The organism is Pseudoalteromonas sp. S2755 (genome assembly GCF_005886535.1).
Classification (GTDB): Bacteria; Pseudomonadota; Gammaproteobacteria; order Enterobacterales; family Alteromonadaceae; genus Pseudoalteromonas.
On record NZ_PNDS01000027.1, the window covers coordinates 81698 to 108454 of the forward strand.

General features: G+C 44.0%; 18 protein-coding genes. 15 read left to right on the forward strand and 3 right to left on the reverse strand.

Annotation, left to right across the window (positions count from 1 at the left end; translation table 11 throughout):
• The first annotated feature begins 152 nt into the window (after positions 1-152).
• The 5 genes from CWC03_RS05375 to CWC03_RS05395 all read left to right on the forward strand — a co-directional run bounded on the left by CWC03_RS05375 (position 153) and on the right by CWC03_RS05395 (position 6925).
• A complete protein-coding gene (locus CWC03_RS05375; RefSeq protein WP_138580880.1) occupies positions 153-1004 on the forward strand; it encodes a D-hexose-6-phosphate mutarotase in 852 nt (283 codons plus the stop codon).
• A 61-nt stretch (positions 1005-1065) separates the two neighbouring features.
• Positions 1066-2415, forward strand: a complete 1350-nt coding sequence (locus CWC03_RS05380; RefSeq protein WP_138580881.1) for a sigma-54-dependent transcriptional regulator — start codon at positions 1066-1068, stop codon at positions 2413-2415.
• A complete protein-coding gene (locus CWC03_RS05385; protein WP_138580882.1) occupies positions 2393-3664 on the forward strand; it encodes a sensor histidine kinase in 1272 nt (423 codons plus the stop codon). Before CWC03_RS05380 ends, CWC03_RS05385 begins: the two co-directional genes overlap by 23 nt.
• A gap of 58 nt (positions 3665-3722) precedes the next feature.
• Positions 3723-3959, forward strand: coding sequence for a hypothetical protein (locus tag CWC03_RS05390; RefSeq protein ID WP_138580883.1), 237 nt, complete (start codon positions 3723-3725; stop codon positions 3957-3959).
• Between the two features lie 152 nt (positions 3960-4111).
• Positions 4112-6925: a TolB-like translocation protein gene (locus tag CWC03_RS05395; RefSeq protein WP_138580884.1), complete on the forward strand. Its 2814-nt coding sequence runs from the start codon at positions 4112-4114 to the stop codon at positions 6923-6925.
• Between the two features lie 79 nt (positions 6926-7004).
• Here CWC03_RS05395 and CWC03_RS05400 read toward each other — a convergent pair whose 3' ends face one another.
• Together CWC03_RS05400 and CWC03_RS05405 are read right to left on the reverse strand one after the other, a co-directional pair.
• Entirely contained in the window at positions 7005-8807 is a 1803-nt protein-coding gene (locus tag CWC03_RS05400; RefSeq protein WP_138580885.1) for a PKD domain-containing protein, read from the reverse strand.
• A 214-nt stretch (positions 8808-9021) separates the two neighbouring features.
• Entirely contained in the window at positions 9022-10197 is a 1176-nt protein-coding gene (locus CWC03_RS05405) for a tetratricopeptide repeat protein (protein ID WP_138580886.1), read from the reverse strand.
• Between the two features lie 211 nt (positions 10198-10408).
• Between CWC03_RS05405 and CWC03_RS05410 the strand changes: the two genes are divergently transcribed.
• Complete coding sequence (locus CWC03_RS05410; protein ID WP_138580887.1) at positions 10409-11023, forward strand: PQ-loop repeat-containing protein; 615 nt, start codon at positions 10409-10411, stop codon at positions 11021-11023.
• Positions 11024-11160: 137 nt separating this feature from the next.
• Here CWC03_RS05410 and CWC03_RS05415 read toward each other — a convergent pair whose 3' ends face one another.
• Complete coding sequence (locus CWC03_RS05415; protein WP_138580888.1) at positions 11161-13665, reverse strand: zinc-dependent metalloprotease; 2505 nt, start codon at positions 13663-13665, stop codon at positions 11161-11163.
• 262 nt (positions 13666-13927) lie between these two features.
• Between CWC03_RS05415 and CWC03_RS05420 the strand changes: the two genes are divergently transcribed.
• The 9 genes from CWC03_RS05420 to CWC03_RS05455 all read left to right on the forward strand — a co-directional run bounded on the left by CWC03_RS05420 (position 13928) and on the right by CWC03_RS05455 (position 26603).
• Complete coding sequence (locus CWC03_RS05420) at positions 13928-15169, forward strand: efflux RND transporter periplasmic adaptor subunit (RefSeq protein ID WP_138580889.1); 1242 nt, start codon at positions 13928-13930, stop codon at positions 15167-15169.
• Positions 15170-15179: 10 nt separating this feature from the next.
• Positions 15180-15884 (forward strand): ABC transporter ATP-binding protein, encoded by a 705-nt coding sequence (locus CWC03_RS05425; RefSeq protein ID WP_138580890.1) that lies wholly within the window; start codon positions 15180-15182, stop codon positions 15882-15884.
• A gap of 13 nt (positions 15885-15897) precedes the next feature.
• On the forward strand, positions 15898-18282 hold the full coding sequence (locus CWC03_RS05430) for an ABC transporter permease (protein WP_138580891.1): 2385 nt from the start codon (positions 15898-15900) through the stop codon (positions 18280-18282).
• A gap of 42 nt (positions 18283-18324) precedes the next feature.
• Positions 18325-18486 (forward strand): hypothetical protein, encoded by a 162-nt coding sequence (locus CWC03_RS23405; protein WP_171040208.1) that lies wholly within the window; start codon positions 18325-18327, stop codon positions 18484-18486.
• Between the two features lie 243 nt (positions 18487-18729).
• The gene (locus tag CWC03_RS05435; RefSeq protein ID WP_138580892.1) at positions 18730-19896 is read left to right on the forward strand and encodes an efflux RND transporter periplasmic adaptor subunit; all 1167 of its coding nucleotides are present in this window, start codon (positions 18730-18732) and stop codon (positions 19894-19896) included.
• 15 nt (positions 19897-19911) lie between these two features.
• Positions 19912-23064, forward strand: a complete 3153-nt coding sequence (locus CWC03_RS05440; RefSeq protein ID WP_138580893.1) for an efflux RND transporter permease subunit — start codon at positions 19912-19914, stop codon at positions 23062-23064.
• A gap of 321 nt (positions 23065-23385) precedes the next feature.
• Positions 23386-23904 (forward strand): hypothetical protein, encoded by a 519-nt coding sequence (locus tag CWC03_RS05445; RefSeq protein ID WP_138580894.1) that lies wholly within the window; start codon positions 23386-23388, stop codon positions 23902-23904.
• A 351-nt stretch (positions 23905-24255) separates the two neighbouring features.
• Complete coding sequence (locus CWC03_RS05450) at positions 24256-24486, forward strand: hypothetical protein (RefSeq protein WP_138580895.1); 231 nt, start codon at positions 24256-24258, stop codon at positions 24484-24486.
• 59 nt (positions 24487-24545) lie between these two features.
• Positions 24546-26603 carry a S9 family peptidase gene (locus CWC03_RS05455; RefSeq protein WP_138580896.1) on the forward strand — a complete coding sequence of 686 codons (2058 nt, stop codon included), beginning with the start codon at positions 24546-24548 and terminating at the stop codon, positions 26601-26603.
• Positions 26604-26757: the final 154 nt, after the last annotated feature.

A 26757-nucleotide genomic window follows, 5' to 3' on the forward strand; every position in this document is an offset into this window, starting at 1 on the left:
AATCCTCAAGTTCCATAAATCGTGAGAGCAACGCTCTCACGGTGCTACCGCATTGGTATAATTGAATAACTTTCAAATTGGATGGATAACAGTTTACTCGTAGTATTTAAGTGGTAAGGTAGGCATATCATTGAGTTGACGTAGGAATCACCATGGAATTATCACCTTCAGTTTCAATCGAGCGCACTGAGTCCGGACTAGAGTATATTTGGGTCGACAGTGCATTTTGCCAAGCGAAGATCTTTTTACAGGGCGCGCAACTTACCGAGTTTACACCAGCAGGAAAAGGCAATTTAATTTGGGTTTCTGAGGCGGAAGATTACCTTGAAGGTAAACCAGTACGCGGTGGTATTCCAATCTGTTGGCCTTGGTTTGGCGTACATAGCAAAGCGGATTGGCCAATTCATGGGGTTGCTCGCAAGCTACTTTGGCGTGCGCACAGCGTTGAAGAAAAAAGCGATGAAATTACCGTTAAACTCACACTACCGATGACCTTAGTTGAAGCGCAATACTGGCCACACACGTCACAATTAGAGGTCGAGTTTGTGTTATCAGACAAGCTTGAAGTGCGACTGACCAATATCAATATTGGTGATGCGCCATTTACGTTAACGCAAGCCTTACACACGTATTTCCCAACGCCAGAAGTAAGTAATACCACAGTAGATGGGTTACAAGGCGCGAAATATATCGAATTTGGTGAAGGTCCATTTGAGCAAACTGAAGTGGTTGGCTTTGCCCGCGAAACCGATATGGTATACACCCAAGCAAGCCCAGTGCAAACCATCAACACGCCTGCGGGCATTATTGAAGTAAAACGTGAAAACTCAACTTCTTGTGTGCTTTGGAACCCATGGATTGAAAAGTCACAGCGTTTAAGTAACTTTAATGATGATGAATACCACAAGATGTTGTGTTTAGAAGCGTGTAACGTAATGGACGATGCCGTGCAACTTGCACCAGGTGAAAGCCATACCCTAAGTACAATCATCCGTTGGTTATAATTTTATATTCGCGGAGCACACTATGCTCCGCTGAAACTCTATAACAATAAAAATTCTTCCTATGGAAAAGCCCACAATACTGGTTATCGATGATAACGCCGAAGTACGCCTCAGTGCTGTATTCTTTCTAGAAGATCAAGGTTTCAATGTAATTGAGGCAGCAACCTTAGAGCTTGCCAAGCCACTGCTTACCGCTAAGCAAGTGTCATTAGCTTTGCTCGATATGAACTTCTCCCGAGATACCACTTCAGGCAATGAAGGGCTAGACTTTTTGCGCTGGCTACGTGACTCCAATCTTAATGTGCCTGTGATCTGTATTACTGGTTGGGGAAATGTCGCGTTGGCGGTGTCTGCGATGCAGCTAGGTGCAAGCGACTTTATCGAAAAACCATGGGACAATCAGCAGCTGCTAGAAGCCGTGCAGCAACAACTCAAAATATCATTAAAGCAATCGAGTATCGTAGCAAACCGAAGCGAGCGCGGCGCGTTTCAATGGCGCTCTCAAGTGATGCAATCTTTATATAAGCAGCTTGCTAAAATAGCAAAAACTGATGCTCGAGTGCTACTTACTGGTCCAAGTGGCGCGGGGAAAAGTCATTTAGCTCAATGGTTACACCAACAATCTAACCGTTCAGCAGGACCTTGGGTTGAGGTGAATATGGGCGCGGTGCCAGAGTCATTATTCGAAAGTGAGATGTTTGGCCACAGCAAAGGGGCGTTTACGGATGCAAAGCAGCATCGTGTTGGTCGTTTTGCAATGGCAAAGCAGGGCACGCTATTTCTGGATGAAGTTGCGACAATTCCACTTCCTCTACAAGCAAAATTACTGCGGGTGTTGGAAAACGGCAGTTATGAAGTTGTGGGGAGCAGTCAGACGCAACAAGCGGATTGCCGTCTTATTTGCGCAACCAATACCAATCTTGACGCCTTAGTGAAAGCCGGTGAGTTCCGAGAAGATTTGTTATATCGCATCAACACGATTGTGATTGAAGTGCCGAGGCTCGTCGAGCGTTTTGGCGATATCGTGCCGTTGGCTGAGTATTTTATCGCTAAGTTTTGTGCGCAGTATGGTGAGCCAATTCGTGAACTTAGCCCAGCGGTTAAAGCTGCGTTGATTGAACACAATTGGCCCGGCAATGTGCGAGAGTTAAGTCACGTTATGGAGCGTGCCGTGTTAATGGCGGAGGGCTTGCAGATTGAGCTCAGTGATTGCCAACTACGCTTTACCGCTGCACCTAAAGTGACCAGTGATATGCCAACCAAGACCTTGCAACAAGTGGAGCAGGAAATGGTGGAGCAAGCGATGCAGCGCGCTCAAGGTAATGTCGCAGAAGCCGCTAAAATACTTGGGCTCACGGCTTCTTCTCTTTATCGACGTTTGGAAAAGTATGGCCTTAAAACATCTGGCTAGCGCCGAGTGGCGACTTGAGGCTTACTGTACGCTGTTAACTATTAGCTGTACGGTTTTATTGACTTTGCTGCTTTTGCAATTACAGCTTGGGGTAATGTGGGTGGCTGTCGTATCGGTGAGTGTGTTGGGGTTATTGGGCGGGTTACAAAAAATACTATTGTCTCACCTTAAGCGTATTGCCATGCGTGCTAATTGGCAGCTAGAAGCGATTACACAAAGTGATTTTACGCAAACCATTAAGCCACATTATACGGCGGGCGTGGTGGCTGAATTTGAACAGCGCTTGCTGGCCTTAAGTGCACAGCTGCACAGTCAAAAGCGCCGCTATCATAGTCAGCAGTTTATCATTTATCAGCTAATAGACAGCCTTAATACGCCTATTATGATGTTTGATGAACAACTCAAACTTGCCTATGCCAATGGTGCATTTGAGTCGCTTTATCATCGCCCTTGGTTAGAGTGTAAGGGAATAAGCGCGGCTCAGTTTGGGCTGGTGCAACAAGATAATCACTGGCACTTTGCAGATACAGCGCAGCAATCTCGGTGGCAGCTGCAAAACAGTGAATTCTTTCAAGAGGGTAAGCAGTTTTCTTTACTGGTTGCACTCGATATCACTAAGGCATTACGTAAAAAGGAGCTGGCAGCTTGGCAACACTTAATCCGAGTAATAAGCCATGAGATCCACAATAGTTTGACGCCCGTAAGCTCCCTAGCGCAAACTTTATTGGCAAGAGCGAAGGACGAAAAAGAGCAACATGCGCTAAGTGTGATTGGTCAGCGTTGCCAGCATTTACAACAATTTGTGAGCCAATACGCCAAGGTTACGCAAACCCCAAGGCTAGACAGGGAGTCGGTTTCCATCATGCTGTTACTATCCTCTGTTGCTGCGCTATTTGAAGATACCGACATCCAAGTAAACTGCACCGTGAATACGCTCAATCTTGATAAAGCTTTAGTAGAGCAGGTGCTGATTAATTTAGTTAAAAATGCCATTGAGGCCAGTGGTGAAAATGCCAAGTTGACGCTACATGCTTATTATCAGCAGCAACAAGCGGTGATTGACGTACGAGACAATGGCCCAGGCTTTGCCAACCTTGATAACATGCTTACTCCTTTCTATTCCACCAAAGAAGGTGGGCAGGGAATAGGTTTAACCTTTAGTCGCACCATTGTGGAGTTACATGATGGGCAACTTAGTTGTCACAACACAGACTCTGGTGGATTGATAAAAATCACTTTCCCTTGTTGATAATAATTATCATTAGCATATAATTAAAGCTCCTTCAAAACCTTGGCAAGGAGCTACCATGTTAGTCACTTATCTGTTGGCCAGCGGCTTTATTTTTATGGCGTATAGCTACTCCAAATCATTTAAACCACATGCGCATACTAAGGCAAAGCTAGCGGTGTTATTGAGCGCGGGTTTAATCGCCACGGCAAAATGGCAGGCGGGGTTGAGCTCAACCGTGGTATTTTTTGTCTTTGCAGTGTCTCTTGCGATACTTAGCCTGTTTATCACCCTTGCACAGCCACAAAAGCACTGAAAAATTACGTGCATTGAGAGCAACGCACATCTTGCTTGCCTCAAAATAGACATTTTAAGGTATAACGTGCGCAAGAAATTGTTACTAAAAAGCACACTTTTTCTTTATATCTCTTGTTAAGCTAGCGCAACCGAATTTATTTAGGAAAGGTAATGCGAGCGCTACTGATAATTTTTGTTGCTTTTACTAGCTTTGGTTTACAGGCTAAGTGGCAAACCATCAAAACCGAAAACTTCAATGTGCATTATCCCCAGTCGCTTCAGCAATGGGCGTATTCTGCAGCAAATGAGCTGGAGGTGGTACGAGATAAAGTGCTGGCACAACAAGGCAGAGCCCTGAGTGGACGTGCTGATGTGATTATTTACGACCCAGAAAATGCGGGCAATGGTTTTGCATTACCCAGCACAGATAAACCAATGATGGCACTGCAAGCGACGCCGCCTCAAGCTGATTCCGTCATCGCAAATAACACCAGTTGGCAGCAGTTGCTCATTCTACACGAATATATTCATCTCGTGCATCTATCACAGCCTAGCCGTGATCAATGGCGACAACATCTCAGAGATTGGCACGATATTACCGACTTGCTCGATGCGGTATTACCGCGTTGGGTCAGCGAAGGTTATGCTACCTTGCTGGAGTCTAGATTAACGGGACGGGGACGTTTATACGATAACTACAGTGAGAGCATTGTGCGTTATTACGCGCAGCAAGGCGCATTACCGACCTATAGCGCCTTAGATAATGGCGACAAGTCTTACCTTTCCAATTCCATGGCGTACTTAGTCGGTGTACGTTTTCTAGCATGGCTTGAGGATAATTATGGCGCAGAGACGTTAGATGCCGTGTGGACAAGAGTGCAGGCGGTGGAATCGCGCAGTTTTGAAACCGCATTTAGTGGTGCTTTTGGAGCGCCGGCCAGCCAGTTATATCGTCGCTTTATTGTTGAATATAGCTACCAGGCTATGCAGCAAGAGCTAGCCTTGGCTCCAACACAGAGTGAGCTTTGGCAGCGGTTCGCGTATGCTGCTAGAGATATCGCGTTCTCTCCGGATGGCAGTCAATTTTTGGTGGTAGAGCAAAACCGTAAACGCCAAGTCACACTTAATATCTATGAAAACAAAGAAAATGTAGAAGCCATTGAGCAATTTAATAAACGCAATGAAGCAATACTAAATGCCGATCCTAAAGATATTGTGGATATCGCACCTGAAGTCTTTCCAAAAAAGCGACTTGCACAGCTTGATGCGCATAATTATGCTGGTATCTATTACCCTCAGTGGCTGAATAAAGACCATATTTACTTCGTTGCAAAAACGCCGACTGCAGACGATACCTTTATTAATGATTTGTTTGTATGGAAAGTTGGTACTGGAAAACCTAAGCAGCTAACCGAAGGTGCGGGTATTCGTCGCTTTAGTATTGTTGATGCCAATACCGTTATTGCGGAGGTGTCTCGTTTGGGTTACTCACAGCTAGTGACCATAGAGTTGGACTCAGAAAAGCAAACTGTAATTACCACAAGTAAGCTTGGGGATGTCTATGACTTTCCAGTGCTCTCTAAGGAAAACGCGACATTAGCCTATGTACATGTTGCACCTAACAAACGCTGGCAACTTGTTGTTAAAGATCTTAGCCACGATAAAACTAAAATTGTTTATTTACCCAAGTCACATCAATACCTTTCGGGGTTAACTTGGTCTCATGATGATGACAAGCTGTACTTTATTTCTGGAGTCGCAGGCCATTTAGCGGTGATGCGTTATGACGTGGCGAGTAAAAGACTTGAGACCTTACCTGCAAGTGCTAAACCGCTTGAGCAAATTATTACCCATTCACAGCAGTTACTGGTGAGCTATGCGACCCCAGAGGGTGTTAAGGTTAATAAAATAGTTGCTCCGACTTGGCGCACCGTGAGCGTGTTGGAGCAAGTGGATGAGGCGGAACAAAAAGAGCAGCATCCTCATCAATTACCTGCGGCTAAGATAGATCAAACCGCGCTGCCCAGTTCTGATTATTCTGTGTTCGAACAGTCTTATTCTGTCGCCTTATCAGGCGCATTAAATAGCGCCTCTTTTGATAGTTTGGGCGTGGCATTAAAAGGGCAGGATGTGCTACGCCAACTTGCTTGGCAGTTTGGAGCCGAGAAAAGCATCAATAATGGCGCGTTGATGGGTGCATTTGCTCAACTTGAATATCGTCATGAAAACTGGAAAACGACGTTTGATGCTGGATATCAAGAGCTAGAAGCGGATAAGCAGTCTCGCTCGCCACAAGCAAATACTTCGAATGAAAGCAGCTTTAAGCAATTTGCCTTGTCATCTAGCTATCGTTTTGGTGAAGCATTGAATTACCTCGCTCCTGAATTGGGTGTTATTCGTGTGCAACATGGTGAAAAGACATGGAGTGGCGGGCGTTACGGCTTTAACGGTCGTGCAATGTGGGATACGCAGCAGCATGGTGTAGCACTGCAAGTCTCAGTGGCTCAGTGGCTAGGTGAATTAGATGGTTTTGATTATCAGCTGAGCTTGTTCGCTAAAGCATGGCAAATTCCATTCTATGCATCGGTCGATAGCCGCTACAGCAGCGAATTGCCTCTATCTGTAGGTGGTGGAGCGCTTACCAGCACTAGCATTAGTAATGGTTTACACATCGTTAGCGAACCTATGTTACCACATCTATTTGCAACGGGAAGCCGCTATTTAGGCTATGAATTTGCAACTTCATGGCAGCAGGGAAAACCTAAGTTATTTTATAAACAGCATCAGTTAGATGGAGAAGTGATTGGACAAAATTACGGTATTAAGATGCGCTTACCTTTGTCTCGAGTGATATTAGGCAAGGCCGCTGATTTTGCTCCTGCAGGATTAACCGATTTACAGTTTAGTGCTGGAGTGGGTCGCATTGAGGGGCGTAACATGACTAATGAAAACCGTGTCTGGTTTAGTGTTTGGTATGAGTTGTAGATAATCGCATAAGATTGCTATCAAATAAGCGGGGGGGGAGCCCCCGCAAATCATTCAGTTTGTTTATTCGAAGTTTAGGCTAGTTGTGATCTGCTACGATTTGCAAACCTGAGTAAGCATTATATCCGCGGATCATCACCCAATAACGCCCAGCCCCTTCATTTAGGCTGCAAGACTCAGTATTACCAGAGCGATAAGGACGACAAGTCCAATTACTGGTGGTGGGCTCTGCACCTTTTAGTACGTACATGTCAGCATCACCAGTGCCACCGCTAGTGTTAAATGTCACAGTATTCGCGCCTGCAGGTGCATCATAATAGAAGAATATCTCACTGCTTCTCGCTCCAGAAAGCCCCGTTTTTGCAACTCCCTTGATAAGCTTTTGCTCTTCACCTGGCAGCGTCACGGCAACTTGCTGTGTTGTTGACGCGGTGTCGCCATTACTATCTGTCACGGTGAGTTCTACGGTATAGCTGCCAGAATTTGTGAAGTTATGTGAAGTTTGCGCGCCTGAAGCGGATGCGCCGTCACCAAACTGCCAACTATGCTGTGTAATAGAACCATTTGGTGAACTAGAGCCCGAGCCATCGAAGCTGCAGCTTAGGTCATTACAGCTGTAAGTAAATAACGCAACAGGCAATGGATCGGTAGGACCGTTATCTCCAACGGGAATTTGGCCACCAAAGTGACTAGAAACCTGAGGCCAAATTAAGCTGATTTTAGCGCCTTTATTGGTACAGCCACCTAAGTGGTGTAGCGCAACAACATTATTAGTTGAGGCTGCAAGTACTGGTGAACCTGAAGAGCCACCAATGGTGTCGCAGTAATAGCCTATATCTGTGCCTGTACCTCGACCATTCGCTGTTGCTTGGTTAACGGAGCATAGTCCATTGGTGTCTTGATCAGACTCAATCGACAGCTCTTTAGGGTTACCTGAACCATGCTGAGGGATGTAAATACGCTCGCCCTGTGATGGGTTTCGCACATCTAAACCAAAGTAACCAAACGGCTGGGCCTTAGCGAAATCATTGATAGTAAACAGCGTATAATCTAGCGTGTAATCTGTTTTAAGGAAGTCTTTACCTGTGACCTTTACCACAGTCTCGCGCTGGCTACCGTTACAGCTCGTACTTTGATAGTTAAACCATACCTCGGTATTCGCCAGCTCCGATGCCGACCCCACGCAGTGGTTATTGGTAAACATGCGGTTATCCGCGCCTACACGCCAACCCGTACATAAACCACTGCCGTTCATAAGTAGTCTGGCGACAGGACGTGAGCGCTCAAATTCTACCGGATGCGATTGCGCCCAGCACTGCACGTCTTTACGTTCCATTGCGCCACAAGTTGACATGGGCGTCACATCGGTTAAGCCCTCAACAGTTGCTTGCCCTTCAGTACCATGATAGTAAAAATCGATTTCGGGTGTTTTGTTGGCATTACCTTGGCCTGGGGTATATTCAATGATGACTTTATCAGCAGAGACTGACATAGCAGAAAACTGTTTAATGCCGTCATCACCGAGGCTTGGGTCAACTGTTGCAGCGCTGAGATTTGCTTGAGTGTATTCATAGCGCTCGCCACTGTCTTCTGAGCGAACAACGAGTTTACCGCCGCTTGCAAGATTGAGGTTCTTAAAGTGTAGTTTGATGTAGCTTGCATCTGGGTGTGAAACTGTTTGCACGATCGTTTGTGTAGACGTTGAAGTATTTGTAGCACTGCTTTGAGTAATAAGTGGAAGGTTGAGATCGTACTTTTTACCAATCATTGCTTTGCTAGCTTTGCTGGTATATTCCATCATCTGAGCTTCCGTTAAAGGCGCTTGTGCCATCGCGATACCAGATGCTAAACCTAATGCTGTGACAAGAATGTGTCGTTTCATTGTTATTCCTTTTGAGTATGTGGTTATCCAACTTGAAAAAAAGTTGGGTGTCGTTTAATACCAAGCCTTGGATGCACTGTAGAGCACGGCCAGTTGGTGGTATGTTTTTTGAACATCCACACACCAAAATAGAAACAATAACGTGTTTTGTAAAGTTTTATATATATTTTTTTAACATTGATTTTACCTTTCATGCCACCCCTAGTTTAATGGCTTATTTTATATCCTCATTATGAACCAAAAAATGGTTCAACATGCTTTGCTTAGCGGTGTATAGGTCCTTTTTATACTGTTCCCTAGACTTATTGACTGCTTGCTCAAAGTATTCAAACGCGGTTTGGTATCTTCGCTCTAAATAAGCAATTTTCCCAAGCTCGACATAAACTTCCGGCAAGTAATGATAATTCAACAATAAGGGCTCAATAAGCTTTTTGGCTTTTTTATAGCGTTGTTGTTCAATATAGCTGGAAGCTAACGAGAGAGTATCGAAAGGGGATGCTGGGCTGCGATCAAGCTTCGTCTCAATCATATTCTTGAGCACTGTTTGATCTTTGGGAATATAGTTAAGGTAATTCAATAACAAGTTGGTGCTGGTGAGATGATTGTTGAAGGCATAATCATAGATTTGCTTCGCACTATTTCTATCACCAACATGCTTATGCAACAGCGCGGCAATATTGATAGCTTCAGCATCAGTTGGAGCGTATTTTAGGGCCGCAGACAATAAAGAGTAACTTAGGTCATAATCAGCTTCCAGCAAAGCAGAAACGGCTAAGTTCGTATAAAATTTTGCGACTAAATCTTCATACTGTGCGTTTCCTGAGAATACACTATCCTGCTCAGGGAAATAATCAACAACAGTTCCGCTAAAGAAAAGTCTGTTATTTAGAGTTGCTAATTCTTCCTTTGGTGTAATTAGTTTTGTCTTAAAATGGCTTGATGTGAGTACGAAATGTTTATTCTTCTGATAGATGGGAAAGCTATCGACTTTGGCGTAACTCGTTTCAATACCGAGAATATTGGCATAGGCCTGAGATAATATAGCTAGAGAAATGCAATTTCCGGACTGCTGATTTAGCGACTCACTGGCTATGAATGTTTCGCCGTCATAAGAAAAGTGGCCAATTTTTGCCTGAAGGAAATTACCAAGAATTTCGTCTTTGGTTACACTTTTACCTCTGAACCGCTCGACATAGGTTAATAAAGCTTCTTCTTCTTGCTTAGGTAAAGTGAAGATTTGTTGTTCTGAAGGAACTGATTTCAGCGTAAAAAGAGAGTGATTGAATAGAGAAGTTACATCTACCTGCTGTTTCATATCTGTTGTATTGGTATAAGTGGAATTGCATCCGCTCAAGCCAATGCTAGTAAGTATAATGAGTAGCCACTTCATCTTAATTCCTTGTATTTATTTATATACACCTGTATTCCAGCCTTGCCATCTATTCAAAGTTGAATGTTAGGCATCCAGTTGTATTTTAAAAGTTAGCTCTTAAAATGCGCGCCTTCAAAAATAAAACCTTAAAAATCATAAATTTACAATTTATTTTTAAAGGTTTTACAGCACTTTAACTTTGCAACAATTTAGACATTTGGAGTTGGCATTGAGCGAATATTTACCGATCGTTTCTTCCTTCGTTTTGGTTTTAAGCTTTGTTCCTTTAATTAGGAAGATCCGTAAAAATCGCAGTGTGTCAGGTGTATCACTGTTAATGATGAGTTTTGGTGTTGCACAAAGCTCTTATTTCATTGCCTACAACGTTTTCTTTGAACGTTTTTTTATGGTGCTGCCTTTTGTTATTACAGGTTCTTTGAGTGCACTTATTTTATATTATTTTATTCGGTACAACGCAAGCGCGAAGCAGCGTAATCAATTAGCGCTCTTGCTTGGTTTGTCGACGTTGCCATTTGTGCTTTTATTGGCAAAGGACATCGAAGCTGCAGCATTGCTAAATGCGTTAACTTACTTAGGACTAGTAATGAGCTCAATTCGAGTGATGCCACAGACCTATAAAACAATCAAAAGCGGTGATGTTTCTAATTTAAGTGCTAGATATTTCTCACTGCAGTTTTTAGCTGGAGGAATTGGACTGGCAGCTGAACTAAGCCTTGGTCATGTAAGTGTCGCTCACGTATTGATGTTCGTGATGATCCTACTGACTAATGCCGCGCAACTAGGTTGTATTCAGTACTATCGCTCTAAACCTGCTTTGGCGTAGTGATACAAACAGTATCGACCAGAGTTTGGTATGGTCACATAATGGCTGTATTAATAAACAGACAAAATAAAGGCTAGCAAATTGCTAGCCTTTAACGTTTTCGCTCACTTCATTTGCGTAATACAAAAATTTTTGAGTTACGCTTCTAACGCTTTTGTGATCATACGATCAATATACGCTTTATGTGCCTTAGTGACCTGATCGGCACCCCAAGCTGTACTCTTATCCAAAATACTCTGCAGCTGGAATAGCGCAGCGGCTTTTGCCAAATTGTCATATTTGCTCGCTTTACTCAAGCCTGCAACATTAATTAAGCGAGAAACGTACTCTATTTGCAGGTTTTGGCTCAGTGTCGTTGCATTCTTATCAGCAACGAAAATAGCGGCAGTCAGGTCGTTCATAACCTCGTTTAGGCTGTATTCGTTACCATAGTACGCAGAGTCGCTGATGCGTTGTAATACATTCGCGTGCAGCACATGGTCTAGTACTGACTTTTGCATGCCAAGCACCATCTTATGGACTTTAGGATCTTCGTTCTTACCATAGTGGTTAAAGCCACGGCGTTGTGCTTGCATGTAGTTGTACAGTGGCTGCATATTTTCAAGCACAGTCGGTGCGAACACCATTTCCTTCAGTGCGGTCATTGCTGCTTTTTGGCGCTCAAGCGGTACTGGTGTAAATGGTTTCGTTTCGCCTTCTGTGCCCACTACGCTGCGCTCAACGTATACACCACCAATCTGGCGTGAAATCACACCTGCTTGACCACGGTATTGACCAAACAGCATATTTGCAGAGGTTAATAACTGTTGATTAGACTGCCCTTCAACACGCGCTTTGTTTTTGAGTTCGGTGAATAGATGGTTGATCAGAGTCATGCGATCAACGCCGTATGCCACCGGATCGGATGATAAGTCGCCAATCATGACGCGAGGGTCAATGTGACGGCCCGGCGCACGCATATCGTCGGCATCGTTACCAAAAGCTAAGCCATGTTCGCCAGAGCGAGATAAGATCTTTTCAAGGCGCTGTTGCTCTTGGGTGTTATCGTTAAGTGCCGTGCTATAGCCAAACTCTATTGCCCAGTCATCATATGGACCTGGTTTGGTTTGGAAGATATCGCCTTGGTCAATGCCTGGAGGGGCGATATTAGCTGGTGCGTAGTCCATCACAGAGCCTGTTACGATACCTTGTGTTTTTGACTTGTCGTGTACTTCTTTAGGGCCCCACAGAATTGAAGACTTCATGTTGTGGTTTAGGCCTAAGGTGTGTCCTACTTCGTGAAGAACTAGCTGTACTAGGCCTTGTCGTAGCATTTCTTTGCGTTCGATGTCAGCACCTGTTGCAAGGCTTGCCGTCATCAATTGGCCCTGCATTTCATGTCCAAGCGAGCAGTGTAGTGTATCGCTTGACGTCTCAGCACCATGGCTCATCTGCCCTTGAGAGTAAAGTGAGTCATATATCCAGCGATTACGCATAAACACGTACTCTAGCATGATGTCAGAACCAAGAATTTGGCCAGTAAGTGGGTTTGCAGTTGCTGGACCATAGCCGCCAAATGGTGGTCGAGGTGATGAAGTCCAGCGTAGAACATTGTAGTTGATATCGCCCGCATCCCAAGTGGCGTCGTCAGGCTGTACTTTAACCACAATAGCATTTTTAAAGCCGATTTTCTCAAACGCACTATTCCAACCTAGTACACCGTCACGCACCGTGTCGCGCCATTCGACAGGCGTGGTATTTTCGATCCACCATACGATTGGCTCAATAGGTTCAGAAAGCGCTGCGCTCGGATCCTTTTTCACTAAGTTCCAACGCTTGATAACGTCTTTATATGGCGTCCAATCTGGTGAAGTTTGCACGTCGAACTGATTAGTGAAATAACCGATACGTGCGTCATCGTAGCGAGGTTGGTAGTTATTGTCTGGCAGAGCGACAAAGCTGTGTTGCACTTTTAGCGAAACAAAACGCGAATCAGTCACCGCATTTGAGCCGGCAACTTTTGGGTCTGGGTTGCTAAACACGTAATCAACAACGATATCTAAGTTGTCGCTATATGGACGGTGTTTAACGATGCGAGATTTTTTGTCGTCTAATTTACCAAGGGCAAAGCGTTTGCTTGCCTTTTTGTCATCCGCACGTTTCCAAGGAGACACTTTATGTAGTGACTCACTTAAAAATAACTTATCAGCTTTGAATAAAATGTTACCGTCTTCGGCTTTTTCAATTTCGATACTAGCAAGTACTGCTTCACTGATGTTGGCATCGCTCGCATTTGCGATGGCTGATTTTTCATCAAAAATAAAACGCGGTGTTTTGCTGATAATATCAATGCGGTCAAAGTGTTTTCTAAATTCAATTAGTTTAGTTTCGCGGTAGTTACCTCGAAAATGGCCGGCATCGGTAACACCATCAACAGTATGTGCGAAGTATAAAAAAGGCGTGTCGAGTTGCGACTCATTGAGTTGCATTAAATACTCACCACTTTCTTTATCTTGATAAAGCGGGAATAGACCATCAATACTGGTTTTATTTTCGATAAGTGAAGCGATGGTTTTTTCTTCTTCTTTTGTGTCTTTCTTAGCAAAGCTTGGAGCGCTTGCGAAGGTGAGCGCGAGGGCAATGCTTAGTGCCGTTTTCTTCATAATGTTGACTCGAAATAGTAAAAAACCTGAGTGTACCCAAAACATCAGAGCCTGTCAGAAACTCTAGGCAAAAGGTGTGTAACAAAAGATAAACGACAAAATTTTAATTACATGAAATCTATTGTCGATTCCGGAGTACAACTTTCGATTTCGGAATATCAGCTGGCTTTCGTAGTTATAAGTTTTTTAACTTTTTGAAATTTATAGTTATTAAATTTTGGCATAAATCTCGCTCTTAGCGCTTAGTCAGTTAGGAGGGGAAATGGATCTAGTTAAACCGGCAAAGCCAAAAAAAACCAAACATTACATCGTCGCTGTCTGTTTAATGGTGGTGATAGTTGTTTATTTGCTGTGGCAACAATGGGCGTCTCATTCCAGTGTGAGGCGCGCTGAAATACTGGTAGCTGAGGTCAAACAAGGCCCGCTTACCTTGTCAGTAGATAGTTTTGGAGAATTACGTAGTGCTGAGCAGTTTTTATTAAACGCGCAAAGTGCGGCTATTGTTAAGGTGATCCATCACAAAGCAGGCGCAATTATTCGTAAAGGTGATGTGATAGCCGAGCTTGTGAGCCCTGATCTCGTGTTGCAAGTTCAGCAAGCCAAACAAGCCCTACGTCAGTCGCGGACAATAAAAGAGCAGCTGCTACTCACTCAACAAAGGGAGCTGTTAAACGAACAAACACAGCTGATGCAAAAACAAGGCGCGCTAAAAACCTTAGCATTGCGTCACCGCGCGGAGCAAAACCTCGCACAACAAGGCATTATTTCCGCGCTTAACTTTGCCCAAACTGAAACCACTTTGCATACCTTGCAACATGAAATTACCATGCTAGAGCAGCAAGCTAAACAGTTGCAAGCACTGCATGATTCGGCTCTTATTCTTGCCAATGAGGAAATAGATATTCGCGAGCAAGAGCTTAATAATTTACTAGAAAAACAGCAACAGCTGGAGGTTAGAGCCAGTACATCAGGGATCATTGAGCGCATGCCTCTGGCGCTTGGGCAACGAGTCAATGTTGGTGACGAATTAGCATTGATTGGCTCTAACCAATCGTTGGTGGCGCTATTGTCTGTGCCACAGTCTCAAGTGCGTTGGGTTGAAACCGGCCAAGACGTTATGGTGAAGATGCAGGCCAATACGGTAAAAGGTAAAGTGCTCCGAGTTGACCCCGTGGTGACAAACAATAGTGTGGAAGTAGAGGTAAGTCTACCAAACATCTTACCGAAGCAGGCGCGAGTGCAGCTGAGTATCTCCGCCAGTATCGTCATTAAGCACCTTGCTAATGCCACTTATGTACAACGCCCCGCCAATGCTAAAGATAATCAAACGCAGACCTTATTTGCCCTGAGTAATGATGACACCGCAGAGCCGGTAGCAATCACTTTTGGTGCTTCAACTGGGAAATATATTGTTATAGATTCTGGCGTTGAAGCCGGGAGACGATTAATCATTTCTGATCTAGCCTATCTTGCCAGTCTAGATGAGACAATTTTATTAAAGTAGGAATATCAAAATGATAGTGCTTAAAAATATCAATAAAGTGTTTGAAACCGAAGAGCTACAAACACATGCACTGAGAAATATTTCACTGGAAATAGCAAAAGGCGATTTTATTTCGATCTCAGGCCCCTCTGGTTGTGGTAAATCTACTTTGCTATCCATCATTGGTTTAATTGACCAAGCGACAAGTGGTAGTTATACGATTGGTGCTCATGATGTGACAACCTTGACGCTTGATCAGGCAGCTGAGCTTCGCAATGAGCATATCGGATTTGTCTTTCAGGCTTTTAATCTCATTGATGAAATCTCGGTATTCGATAACGTCGCTTTACCCCTAAAGTATCGCCCTGAAAAGCTGAGTAAGGTTGCTGTAAAGCAGCGAGTCGAGTCTTGTTTACAAAAGGTTGGTCTGTCGCATCGTGTTCAACATAAGCCAAATCAGCTATCAGGTGGACAGCAGCAACGTGTCGCGATAGCGCGTGCTTTGGTAACCGATCCAAGTGTTCTTCTGGTGGACGAACCGACGGGTAATTTAGATTCGAAAAGTGGCGATCAGGTGATGCAATTGATTGCTGAATTGCATCAGCAAGGCACCACAGTTTGTATGGTGACACACGACCCTCGTTATGCCGATATGGCTCCAAGGCAGGTGAAATTGTTTGATGGTGAGCTGTTAGGCACCGTCGCTTCTGCTCAATTTGTTAGTCAACGAGCATAGAGAGGGCACCATCATGCAATTGTTCAACTTAGGCCGTGCAAATATTTACCATGTTAGTGTGGTGACTACGCTGAGCTGCGTATTCGTTGTGATGCTGGTCGCAATGGGGATGTTACATAGCCTGTATTTTTCACCGCTACCATACCCGGATCCAGAACATATTGTGAAGCTTGAATACCCAATGTTTGATGAAAATGGTAACGAGAGCAGCGAAGCCTTTAATTACCCATCATTGATGCATTTATACGAGCATAAACCTGCCGCAATGGAGCAGCTGGCGATGGTGCATTATGCTGAGCAATTGCTTACCTCAGATGCAGATGCGCCTCAAGTTGAATCGGCTTATGTTTCGCCCGAGTGGTTTAGTATTTTTGATATGCCGCTTGCGATGGGGCGGGTTATTACTGAACCTGTCGATGAGAGCAGCCCTGTCGCTGTGCTGAGCTATCAAGCTTGGCAAAGTCACTTCAATGGTGACCCTGATATTTTAAATAAAACGCTGCGTCTGGATGAGCGAGAGTTTACGATTGTCGGGGTGGTGGCAGAGCGGTTTTATGAACCTAACTTAAAAAAGCTCACGCACAACACTGCGGTATGGCTACCTTGGCAATACAACCTAACTTCAGAGGAAGCTAAACCTTACTGGTGGAACCGTTATGCGCTTAACTTGATGGTGGGTAAACTGGCTACAGGGGTGGAGTATGAACAAGTCAGCCTCTCGCTTTCCAACGAAATGAACACACTGTGGCGCAGCAAAGTGAGCGACAGTGAGTATTTTGCGAAGTGGCATATTGGCATTCGCGCGATGCCGTTGAAATCAATTATGCTCGGTAAGTCTCCCTTATTGTTATTTGGAATGTTTGTGGTATCGCTTGGCTTACTCGGTATAGCGCTCTTAAATATCAGTAACTTATACCTTGCTAGACTCAGCCAGATCCAGCGCAGACTGGCAATTCAAGCGGTGGTGGGAGCAAAAATAAGAGATATTGCGCTGATGCAGTGGTTACCGTTGCTAGCACTTTGCTTAGTATCACTCGTGGTTGCAATTGGCGCGTCTTATGTTATCTGCCAGTGGCTACAGAAAGAACTGGTGGGACTATTGCCGCAAGCGCAGCTGATTTCGTTAACCTGGCAAAGTGTGCTTGCACTGGGATTGGTCGCTTTATTGACGAGCTGGTTATTGTTGTTAGCTGGAATGTCAGCAATACGCTTTCGTCACTTAACACACATGCTAAAACAAAGCGGTAAGGGGAATGCCGTTGTTGTGAGTGCGCGAGTGCAACGGTTCATGGCAGTGAGTCAGTTAAGTATTTCTATTATCTTGACCTTCTTCTGCTTTAATGTCGGTGTTGCTGCCATATCTCATCTCAACAATGCTTATGCGGTAGATCTCAAGAATAAATACGAAGTCACGTTTTATGCTCCTGATACTATGCCGAGAGACGAATACACAGAGGTAATGCGTCAAGCCAGTGAAGCCCTAGGGAATACCGCAGAAGTAATCGCGGTGAGTCGAAGCCGTTCACCCATCGGGCAAGGCGTTGGTACTTGGTCATTGCAAGAAGTCGAGACACTTGAACGCGTGCATCCGGTTGGCCGAGTTGTGGATAGTGGTTATCTTGAGTTTTTTTCTTTGCCGTTACTACAAGGTCAGTTTTTCGATAGTGAAGCGGTGCGCCGCGGTGAGCAGCAGCTAATTATCAATAAAACCTTTGCTGAGCAGCTAGGTGGAGAGGAAAAGGCGCTAGGTAAGCGCTTGAGTTTCAACATTACAGACGAAGATGCAGCGTTTGAAATTATTGGTGTCGTTGCTGATTTAGCCGTGCCTGGCGAACCCGCACTGCCCCATGTGTATCGAGCAGTACAAGGAAGCAATACGGCGTTAATTAAGACTCAGCAGCCAGTTACTAAATCCCATTTTGCAGCGCTGCTTACACAAGTTCATCCAGCATTGAAAATCTTTAGTTTCGAATCACTTACGGTGCAGCGTGAGCAATACTTGTTGACCGATACCTTGGTCACCTATGGAGCACTATTTATCTTTGCGTTGGCGTTGTTGCTCGTGATTATTGGCCTGTTTGGTGTCTTTCGTTATAGCCAATCACTCAAAGCTTCTTATTACGGCACGAAAATGGTGCTGGGTGCCAAACACAGCGATCTCACTCGAGAGGATCTTACTACCCACTTTAAACACATAGGTATTGCGTTAATGATCTCCCTGACAGGCTGTTTATTATTGTCGCCATACTTTCAGCAAACATTTAATGTGGCAGAGTTTTCGATTGCGGCTGTGGGGATAGTGTTGGTGTCGAGTTTGTGTTTGTATTTTTCACTACAACAGATACTGCGCAGGCCACTCAATGCATTAATCAACCCATCTGAATTAGTGAAGGGATAAGCATGACATTATGTGGGGCTATAGAGGCTTAGGCTAAGTCTGATGTTAGTCGCGGTGGTTATTGCAGTTTTCAGATCTTTAGTTGTGGCGAGTATGTTTGGCATCGTGAGTCCGCTGCTTGGGGTTTATCTGTTATTCGCTATCGAATTGGTAGGCTGTATAGTTCTAGCGCTTGAGCTTCACCATGTCACTAAGCAGATCTAGAGTGAAAAATGTGACAAAAAGCCGAAGAAATTGTTATATCACTCACAAAAGTTATAATTGGAAAGGCCTTTTTAAATCAAAGGGTTTGGTGCTTAATTGTTTGAAATAACTTTATAATCCCCACTGTTTTTCGATAGTTATAAAAAGTTGTTCTAAAGGTGTAACAGATTCTTACAAATGTCACATCCGAGAACGCGCTAAACTTGGTACTATACGGTCAGGAAATTATCAATAGGTACTGTCATGCAAGTTAAAACTTTAAAATGGATTCTACCCTTTACCGTGCTTATAGTCGGTGTTGTCGGATTTATGTTCGTCAATGCCGTTGCTAAGAGTGAACCTGAGAAGCAAGAAGTCGATTCTCGTCCTGTTGTTGAAGTTGAAACTCTCGCTGCGCAAGATCACCAAGTTGTGATCCAAAGCTATGGCGAAGTAAAACCGCTAGAAAGTACACAACTTTCTATTCAAGTATCGGGCGAAGTTGAATACTGGCACCCTAACTTTGTTGAAGGCGGTGTGGTACAAAAAGGCGAAGTGTTACTGCGTATTGAGCAAGATAACTACGAAGCCGCGTTACTACAAGCAGAAGCAGAACTTGCCAGAGCCGAGGCGCAGCTTATCGAAGAGCAAGCACAAGCTGATGTAGCTGCTGATGAAGCAAGAAGATTTCCAAATAAAAAGCATACCGACCTATTTTTACGTAAACCGCAGGTCATGAGTGCCAAAGCCTCAGTAAAATCGGCAAAAGCTGCACTGCAGCGTGCAAAGCGAGACCTAGAAAACTGCGAAGTTATCGCGCCTTATAATGCGTTGGTGGTGAAAAAAGACGTTGGTCTTGGCCAGTTCGTTTCTATGGGGAGCTCAGTTGGTACGGTTAATAACATCGAAACTGCCGAGGTGATTATTCCTATCGCGGGTTTTGATTCTGTATTTTTACCTGAGCGAGTGTCGGGGCTAGCTGCCACGGTTTATCAGCGTGGTGTGAATGCCTTCACTCGTGAAGCGGTGATTGATAGAGATTTAGGTACTATTGACCAACAAACTCGCATGAACAACCTGGTGGTACGTATCAATGACCCGTATGGTCTCACAACGCGCCAGCCAGCGATAAAATACGGTACGTATGTACAAGTTAGTTTTGCGGGTAAAACCTTAAAACAAATCTACCGTCTACCTCAAGATATCGTGAACAATCAGTCAGTTTGGTTGCTGAATCAAGATAACCAGCTTGAGCCACGTAAAGTGCAAGTTATCCGCGAAGAGGGGGAGTTCTTCCTAATCGGCGATGGCATCACAAGTCGCGATAAAGTGGTCATGACACCACCTGAATATCCACAAAAAGGCATGGAAGTTAAAGTTGCTGGCACGGACTCGTCATCAAAGCCAAGTAGTCAGCCGGAAAAGCTGTAACAGCAAGGAGCGACCATGAGTGATATAGAAAAAACATCGCAGCGCGGTATTATCGCTTATTTTGCGAATAATACGGTAGCGGCGAATTTGTTGATGGTCTTCATACTGATCATGGGTTTTATCAGTTATATGACTATCCAAAGACAAATGTTTCCAAACTTTGAGATCAATTATGTGACGGTGTCAGCCGTATATCCCGGCGCGTCTCCTCAAGAAATTGAAGAAGGGATCTTGATCAAAATTGAGGAAGCATTAAAAGACGTTACAGAAATCAAAAAAGGAGTTTACCGTGCCGCTAGAGGCAGCGGTAGTGCGCAACTTGAAATCTATAAAGATGAAGACCTAACGGAAGTAGAAGATAAAATTCGCTCGCGTGTGAATAGTATCGCGACCTTCCCAGCATCCATGGAGCCTGTGCAGGTTCAGCTTATAGAGTTTCGTCAAGACGTGGTGAACGTCGCGCTGGCTGGTAATCTACCGTTGAATGCGCTCAAGCCAATTGCCAAAGAGATCGAGGATGAATTACTCGAAATTCCAACGATTTCATTGGTTGATCGTTCAACCCCGGATTATGAGATTGGTATTGAAGTTGATCCAGATGCCCTGCGTCGTTACAACCTAACGATTAGTGATGTAAGTAGCGCAATTAGACGTTACTCAACCAACATTTCAGCAGGTCAAATCAGAACAGAGTCTGGCATTATTGCAGTGCGTGTTGAAAACCAAATGTACCGCGGTAACGAGTTTAGAAACATCCCTGTTAAGGTTGGTGATAACGGCGCCAAAATTTATCTTCAAGACATCGCAGAAATTAAAGATGGCCTAACTGAAGGTGAATATTACTTCCGTTTGAATGGAGAAAATGCGGTATTCCTGTCGGTTAAAGCGACTAAAGACCAAAATATGATCCCAATCGCGAAAGCGGTACATAAATATATCGAAGAGAAAAATGCCGAATTACCAGCAGGCTTAAGATTAGAACCAATCGTTGATATGACGTACTACCTAAATGCTCGACTCGAGATGATGAAGAGCAATATGTTACAGGGTGCGTTACTCGTTGCGATCATGCTGACTATTTTCCTACGCTTCAAATTAGCGCTCTGGGTAATGATTGGCCTGCCGGTGTGTTTCCTTGGTGCATTCCTATTTATGCCAGCACTTGGGATCAGTATTAATATTGTATCGCTGTTCGCCTTTATCATGGTGCTTGGGATCGTGGTGGATGACGCCATCGTCATAGGGGAATCCGCCTACTCCGAAATTGAACGCAAAGGCCACAGCGTTAAGAATGTGGTAATTGGCGCTAAGCGTGTTGCAACGCCAGCAACCTTCGGTGTATTAACAACTATTGCTGTGTTTGCACCTATGTTGTTCTCATCTGGTCCAGAAAGTGCATTCTTTAAGTCAATCTCGGGCGTTATTATTCTGTGCTTGGTATTCAGTTTGATTGAATCCAAATGGATTTTGCCAGCGCACATTGCTCACACTAAGATTAAACCACTGCGTCCAAACAGTCGTCGTGCTGCATTTAACAAGAAGTTCTTCGCATTTGTAAACGGACCATACAGACGCTTTATTAAGCGCTGTGTTGACTGGCGCTGGACCGTATTACTAACTTTTGTGGCGATGCTGGTATTTAGCTTTAGCTTGGTGACTTCGAATTTAGTGCGTTTTATTCCGTTCCCTAAGGTGCCTGAAGATTATCCAAAGATCGAAATTACCATGAACGACAACGTATCAGATGAGCAGACCATTACAGCGATGCAGTCTATTGAGTTAATGGTACGCAATGTCGATAAAGAGATTGCCCAAGAGTTCGGTCAAGGTATGATTAAAGATGTATATTCTTGGAACCAAAGCCGCACTAAGGGCTCAGTGTTATCGACGTTAGTTGACGAAGAGCAAAGACCATTTACAGCTTTTGAACTCGCACGCCGTTGGCGCGAGGCAATGCCTGAGATCACTGCTGTGAAGTCAATCATTGTGTATGACAGTGTGGGCGATCAAAGTGGTGGTGAGGGTGAATTTGGTTATCGCTTGCTAGGTTCTGATATCGAGACCCTCAACGCGGCGGGCAGACAGCTTATTTCAATGTTGCAGCAGCAACCTGGGTTATTTGATATCAGCTCGAGTATTGACCCGGCGAGTAAAGAAATGCAGATCGCGCTTAAGCCAGTGGCATATGAGCTTGGCTTGCAACTTGCTGATGTTGCGATTCAGGTTGGTAATAGCTTCTACGGTGGTGAAGCACAGCGTGTTATTCGTGATGGCGAAGAGATCAAAGTGATGGTGCGTTATCCTGAACTAGATCGTAAAGCTTTGGCTTCACTTAAGCGCACTATCATCACAACGCCAAAAGGCAAAGAAGTGATGCTAGGCGATGTCGTAGAGTTTACCGAGAAGCCGGGTATCAATTATATTCGTCGTGAAGATGGCTTTAGAACGGTATATGTATACGGTAGCATCGATGAAGAGCTGATTGAGCCAGATGCCGTGGTTAAGAATATCGAAGAAAATATCTTACCAGAGCTACTAAAACAGTTCCCAGGCGTAAAAACTAAGCTAGGTGGCAGTGTGGAAGAGCGCCAAGCGCAAACCAGTGAGCAGATCTTATTCTTTGCCGCTGGTATGTTGATGGTTTATATCCTATTGGCTGTACCGCTTAAGAGCTATGCGCAACCGCTTATCGTGATGTCGGTGATTCCGTTTAGCTTAGTTGGCGCGCTATGGGGTCACTTAGTATTTGGCTTAGATATGAGTACTATGTCTATGTTTGGACTAGTAGCCGCCGCAGGGGTCGTGATCAACGACTCATTGGTAATGACGGACTATATCAACCAAGCACGTGCCGAGGGTGTTAAGCTTAAAGAGGCAGTTATTGAAGCGGGTTGTGCACGCTTTAGGGCAATCACGCTAACCTCTATCACGACGTTTGCTGGTGTCATGCCAATCATCTTTGAAACGAGTCTACAAGCAAGGTTTGTTATTCCGATGGCGGTATCACTTGGGTTTGCAGTGCTATTCGCAACGCTTATCACGCTGGTGTTAGTGCCGGCCCTATACATCATCTTAACGGATGTGCAGGGCGCGGGTTCACGCTTAAAAGCGAAGATCAGACGCAAGCCTAAATCTGACGATAACCAACTAGAGAAAGCAGAAGCTTAGAAACCCTCGTTTACACCCAATAATATAAAGGCCGCGCAGTGATGCTCGGCCTTTTTTGTGTATTAAAAACCTAGTTAGTTTCTGAAAAAGGTAAATCAATAATTTCTTGCTATACCTGTTTTGGGTAATTTTAATATAATTGCAAAAAAATGTTTAATTAAGGGTTGTTTTGAAAGTATCACTTATTTCTCACAACGGGATGATTGATGTTGGTGAAGTCATTACCGCAGTAGACAAGTCTTTAACGATTTATCTTGATGAAATGAGTACAGGGAATATTTCTTATTATTTGTTAAGTAATAAATTTCTGAGTTTTATCTTATGCAGACAAAAATTACGTTTACAAAACGCTCCGTCTTGCTGCCGCTGCGAGTCGGTATTGTCACCTCTTTCTTCGCTGTGATGGCATATTACGCACTTATGATAGAAGGGTTTCATCCAGGTGGTTCATCAACCGCTAGTGTTCGTTTTAAAGGAGATGTTACCCTTTTTTTGATTGGCATTGCGCTTTGTTTTATTGTGTACGATATCTTAAAGGCACCTCGCAAACTAGAAATTGACTTAGAGCAAGGGCGCATTTATTTTTATCCAAAATTTTCCAGCCGTGTGCAAATTATTTTGCTAAAACCAGCCTGTGTGTTAGCGATTTATCGTCATCCTAGACATAAAAATCAATTTGGTTTGGAGTTGTATGATTGCCGAAACGACACAGAACCAAAATTAAGCTGTGCGTGTGAGTGGAAAGCCAGTGACGCTGAAGCTGCGTTGTTTTGGCAAATGGCAAAAGAAAAAAAGAGGGCGGTTGAGCCTGCACCTAAGCCATTCTGGTTGCTAATTTAACGTCTTAATATGCGCTATCCCAATAGAGTTGATTATCAGTGATTAGAAAATAAAGGATAGTATGATTCAGTGCGTTACATTAAAAAAAAGCTTTAGACTTCTACCTTTGCGAATTTTGGCATGCACTATATTTTTTGCATTGGGTACTTATTATGCGATAACGGTTGAGGATGTCGTTTCTGGCAATTCATTGACTGTGGATGCTAGTTTGGCAAGACCAGCAATAATAGTGATGCTACTGCTCACTGCAGGTGTCATTGTTTATGCAATCATTATCTGGAACACACATTAATCCTCAACTTTGAGAATCGTGAAATTCACATTTATAACTGGCACTCACCACTGCCGAAAGTGTATAGAATAACGAGCAACAATAAGCTTTGTATTTATCGCCATCCAAATAAGCAGGATCAATTTGGGGCTGAGCTACTTTCTGTAGAAGGTGAAGAAGTTTATCTATATTCGAGTTTTGCCTGTAATTGGCTTGTGCCTAAATCACAAGGAGAGCAATTGTGGCAGGTTGCAAAGTCTCAGGGTGTTGCTGTAGAGGAAACACCAGAAAGCTTTTTAGATGGTTGTTAATTCCTAAATTTGCTGTGATACACTGGCGAAAAATAACGAATTTAGGATGACAACTGGTGATGGAAAAAACTCAACCGCTAGCCAAAAAGCAGCCGAAATCCTTGCTGCACCATAATCATGAGCGTATCGACAACTACTACTGGATGCGTGATGACGAGCGTAAAAATGCTGATATGTTGGCACACCTCAAAGCAGAGAATGATTACTGTGAAGCGCAAATGGCGCCTCACCAAGCGCTGCAAACCCAGCTGTTTGAAGAAATGAAAGGTCGTATCGTAAAAGACGATAGCTCAGTGCCCGCAAAAGATGGCAACTATTGGTATGTGAGTGAAGTGAGTGGTGATGAGGAATATGCTAGGTATTATCGCGCATCACAAGAAGATTTGACGGATAAAAAGCTACTGTTAGACATTAATCAGTTAGCCGCTGGCAACGAGTTTTACGACATCGGTGATATTACCGTAAGCCCAGATGAGCAATTGCTTGCCTATAGTGAAGATACGGACGGGCGTCGAATTTACACCATCAAGTTTCTTGATTTAAACACCAATACATTACTACAAGACGTGCTGTATAACACGGAAGGTCAGGTAATTTGGGCGAACGACAATAAAACCGTATTTTATGTCAAAAAAGACGAGCAAACGTTGCTCGGCTTCCAAGTGTATCGCCATGTATTGGGAACGCCACAAAGCGATGATATTTTGGTGTTTGAAGAGCAAGATCGCCAATTTTACATGGGGTTGGGCAAAAGTCGTGACGAAAGCGCTATTTATATCTATCTCGCTGCTACGGAAACGAGCGATCAGTTAATACTGGATGCAAACGACCCTTGCGGTGAGTTTAGCACCCTTATTCCAAGAGAAATTGGCCATGAATATGGTCTTGAAAAAATGGGAGAGTTCTTTTACATCCTGAGTAATAAGAATGCTAAAAACTTCCGTTTAATGCGTGCAACAGCGGCAACCGTTGGTGATGTCGAGCAATGGGAAGAGTTAATAGCTCATCGCGACCATGTACTATTAGAAGGCTTGGAGCTGTTCAATAGTCACTTTGTGCTGACTGAGCGTGAACAAGGGCAGATCCGCTTTGTTGTTCATGATTATCAAGGGCAAAGCTACCACCTTGGATTTGATGATGCTTGTTACTTTGCCACGGTAGGAAATAATCCGGAGCCAAGTTCAAGTAATATTCGTATTCACTACTCGAGTATGACAACTCCAAGCTCAGTGTACGATTGTGATTTAACCACAGGTAAGAAGACGCTTAAAAAGCAGCAGCAAGTTTTAGGTGATTTTAAGCCAGAATATTATCACTCTGAACGTTTGCACATAACCGCAAGAGATGGCGTTAAAGTCCCTGTATCTTTGGTGTATCGCAAAGATAAGTTTAATCAAGACGGTAGCAATCCACTATTGCAGTATGGCTATGGTTCTTATGGTATTACTATCGACCCTAACTTCTCTAGTCAAATTCTAAGCCTGTTAGATAGAGGATTTGTATACGCGATTGCGCATATTCGAGGTTCTGAGATGCTTGGTCGTGAATGGTATGAGCACGGTAAAAAAGCCCATAAGCAAAATACCTTCAACGATTTTATTGATGTTACCAAGGCCTTGATTGAGCAGGGCTACGGCCATAAAGACAAAGTGTTTGCATCAGGTGGAAGTGCAGGTGGCCTGTTAATGGGCGCAATTGCAAACCAAGCTCCAGAGCTGTATTTAGGGTTAGGCTGCCATGTGCCTTTCTTGGATGTGTTAACTACCATGTTGGATGAGTCAATCCCATTGACCACCAATGAGTATGATGAATGGGGTAATCCGAATAATGAAGCGGACTACCAGACTATTTTAGCGTATTCGCCGTATGACAATATTGAAGCCAAAGCCTATCCAAATATTCTAGTCACCACAGGTCTGCATGACTCGCAAGTGCAGTACTGGGAGCCCATGAAGTGGGTTGCTAAGCTTAGAGAATATAAAACGGACGATAACGTACTGATTTTTAAAACCGACTTGGAAGCGGGTCATGGTGGTGCTTCCGGCCGATTTAAAAGCTTACACGAAAGAGCGCTAGAAATGGCATTCTTTATCAGCTTGTTGGATGGTAGGTCGTAGCTTTAGCTCGACAAAAAGCGATAAAAGCTCGCGAGGTGAACTCGCTTCTACCAGAGGAAAATCTAAGTAGGAGCTGGTTCGCTTGTAGGTCGTAGCTTTAGCTTGACTCGTACACCCTGACGTTAGTTCGACAAAAAAAGCGATAAAAGCTCGC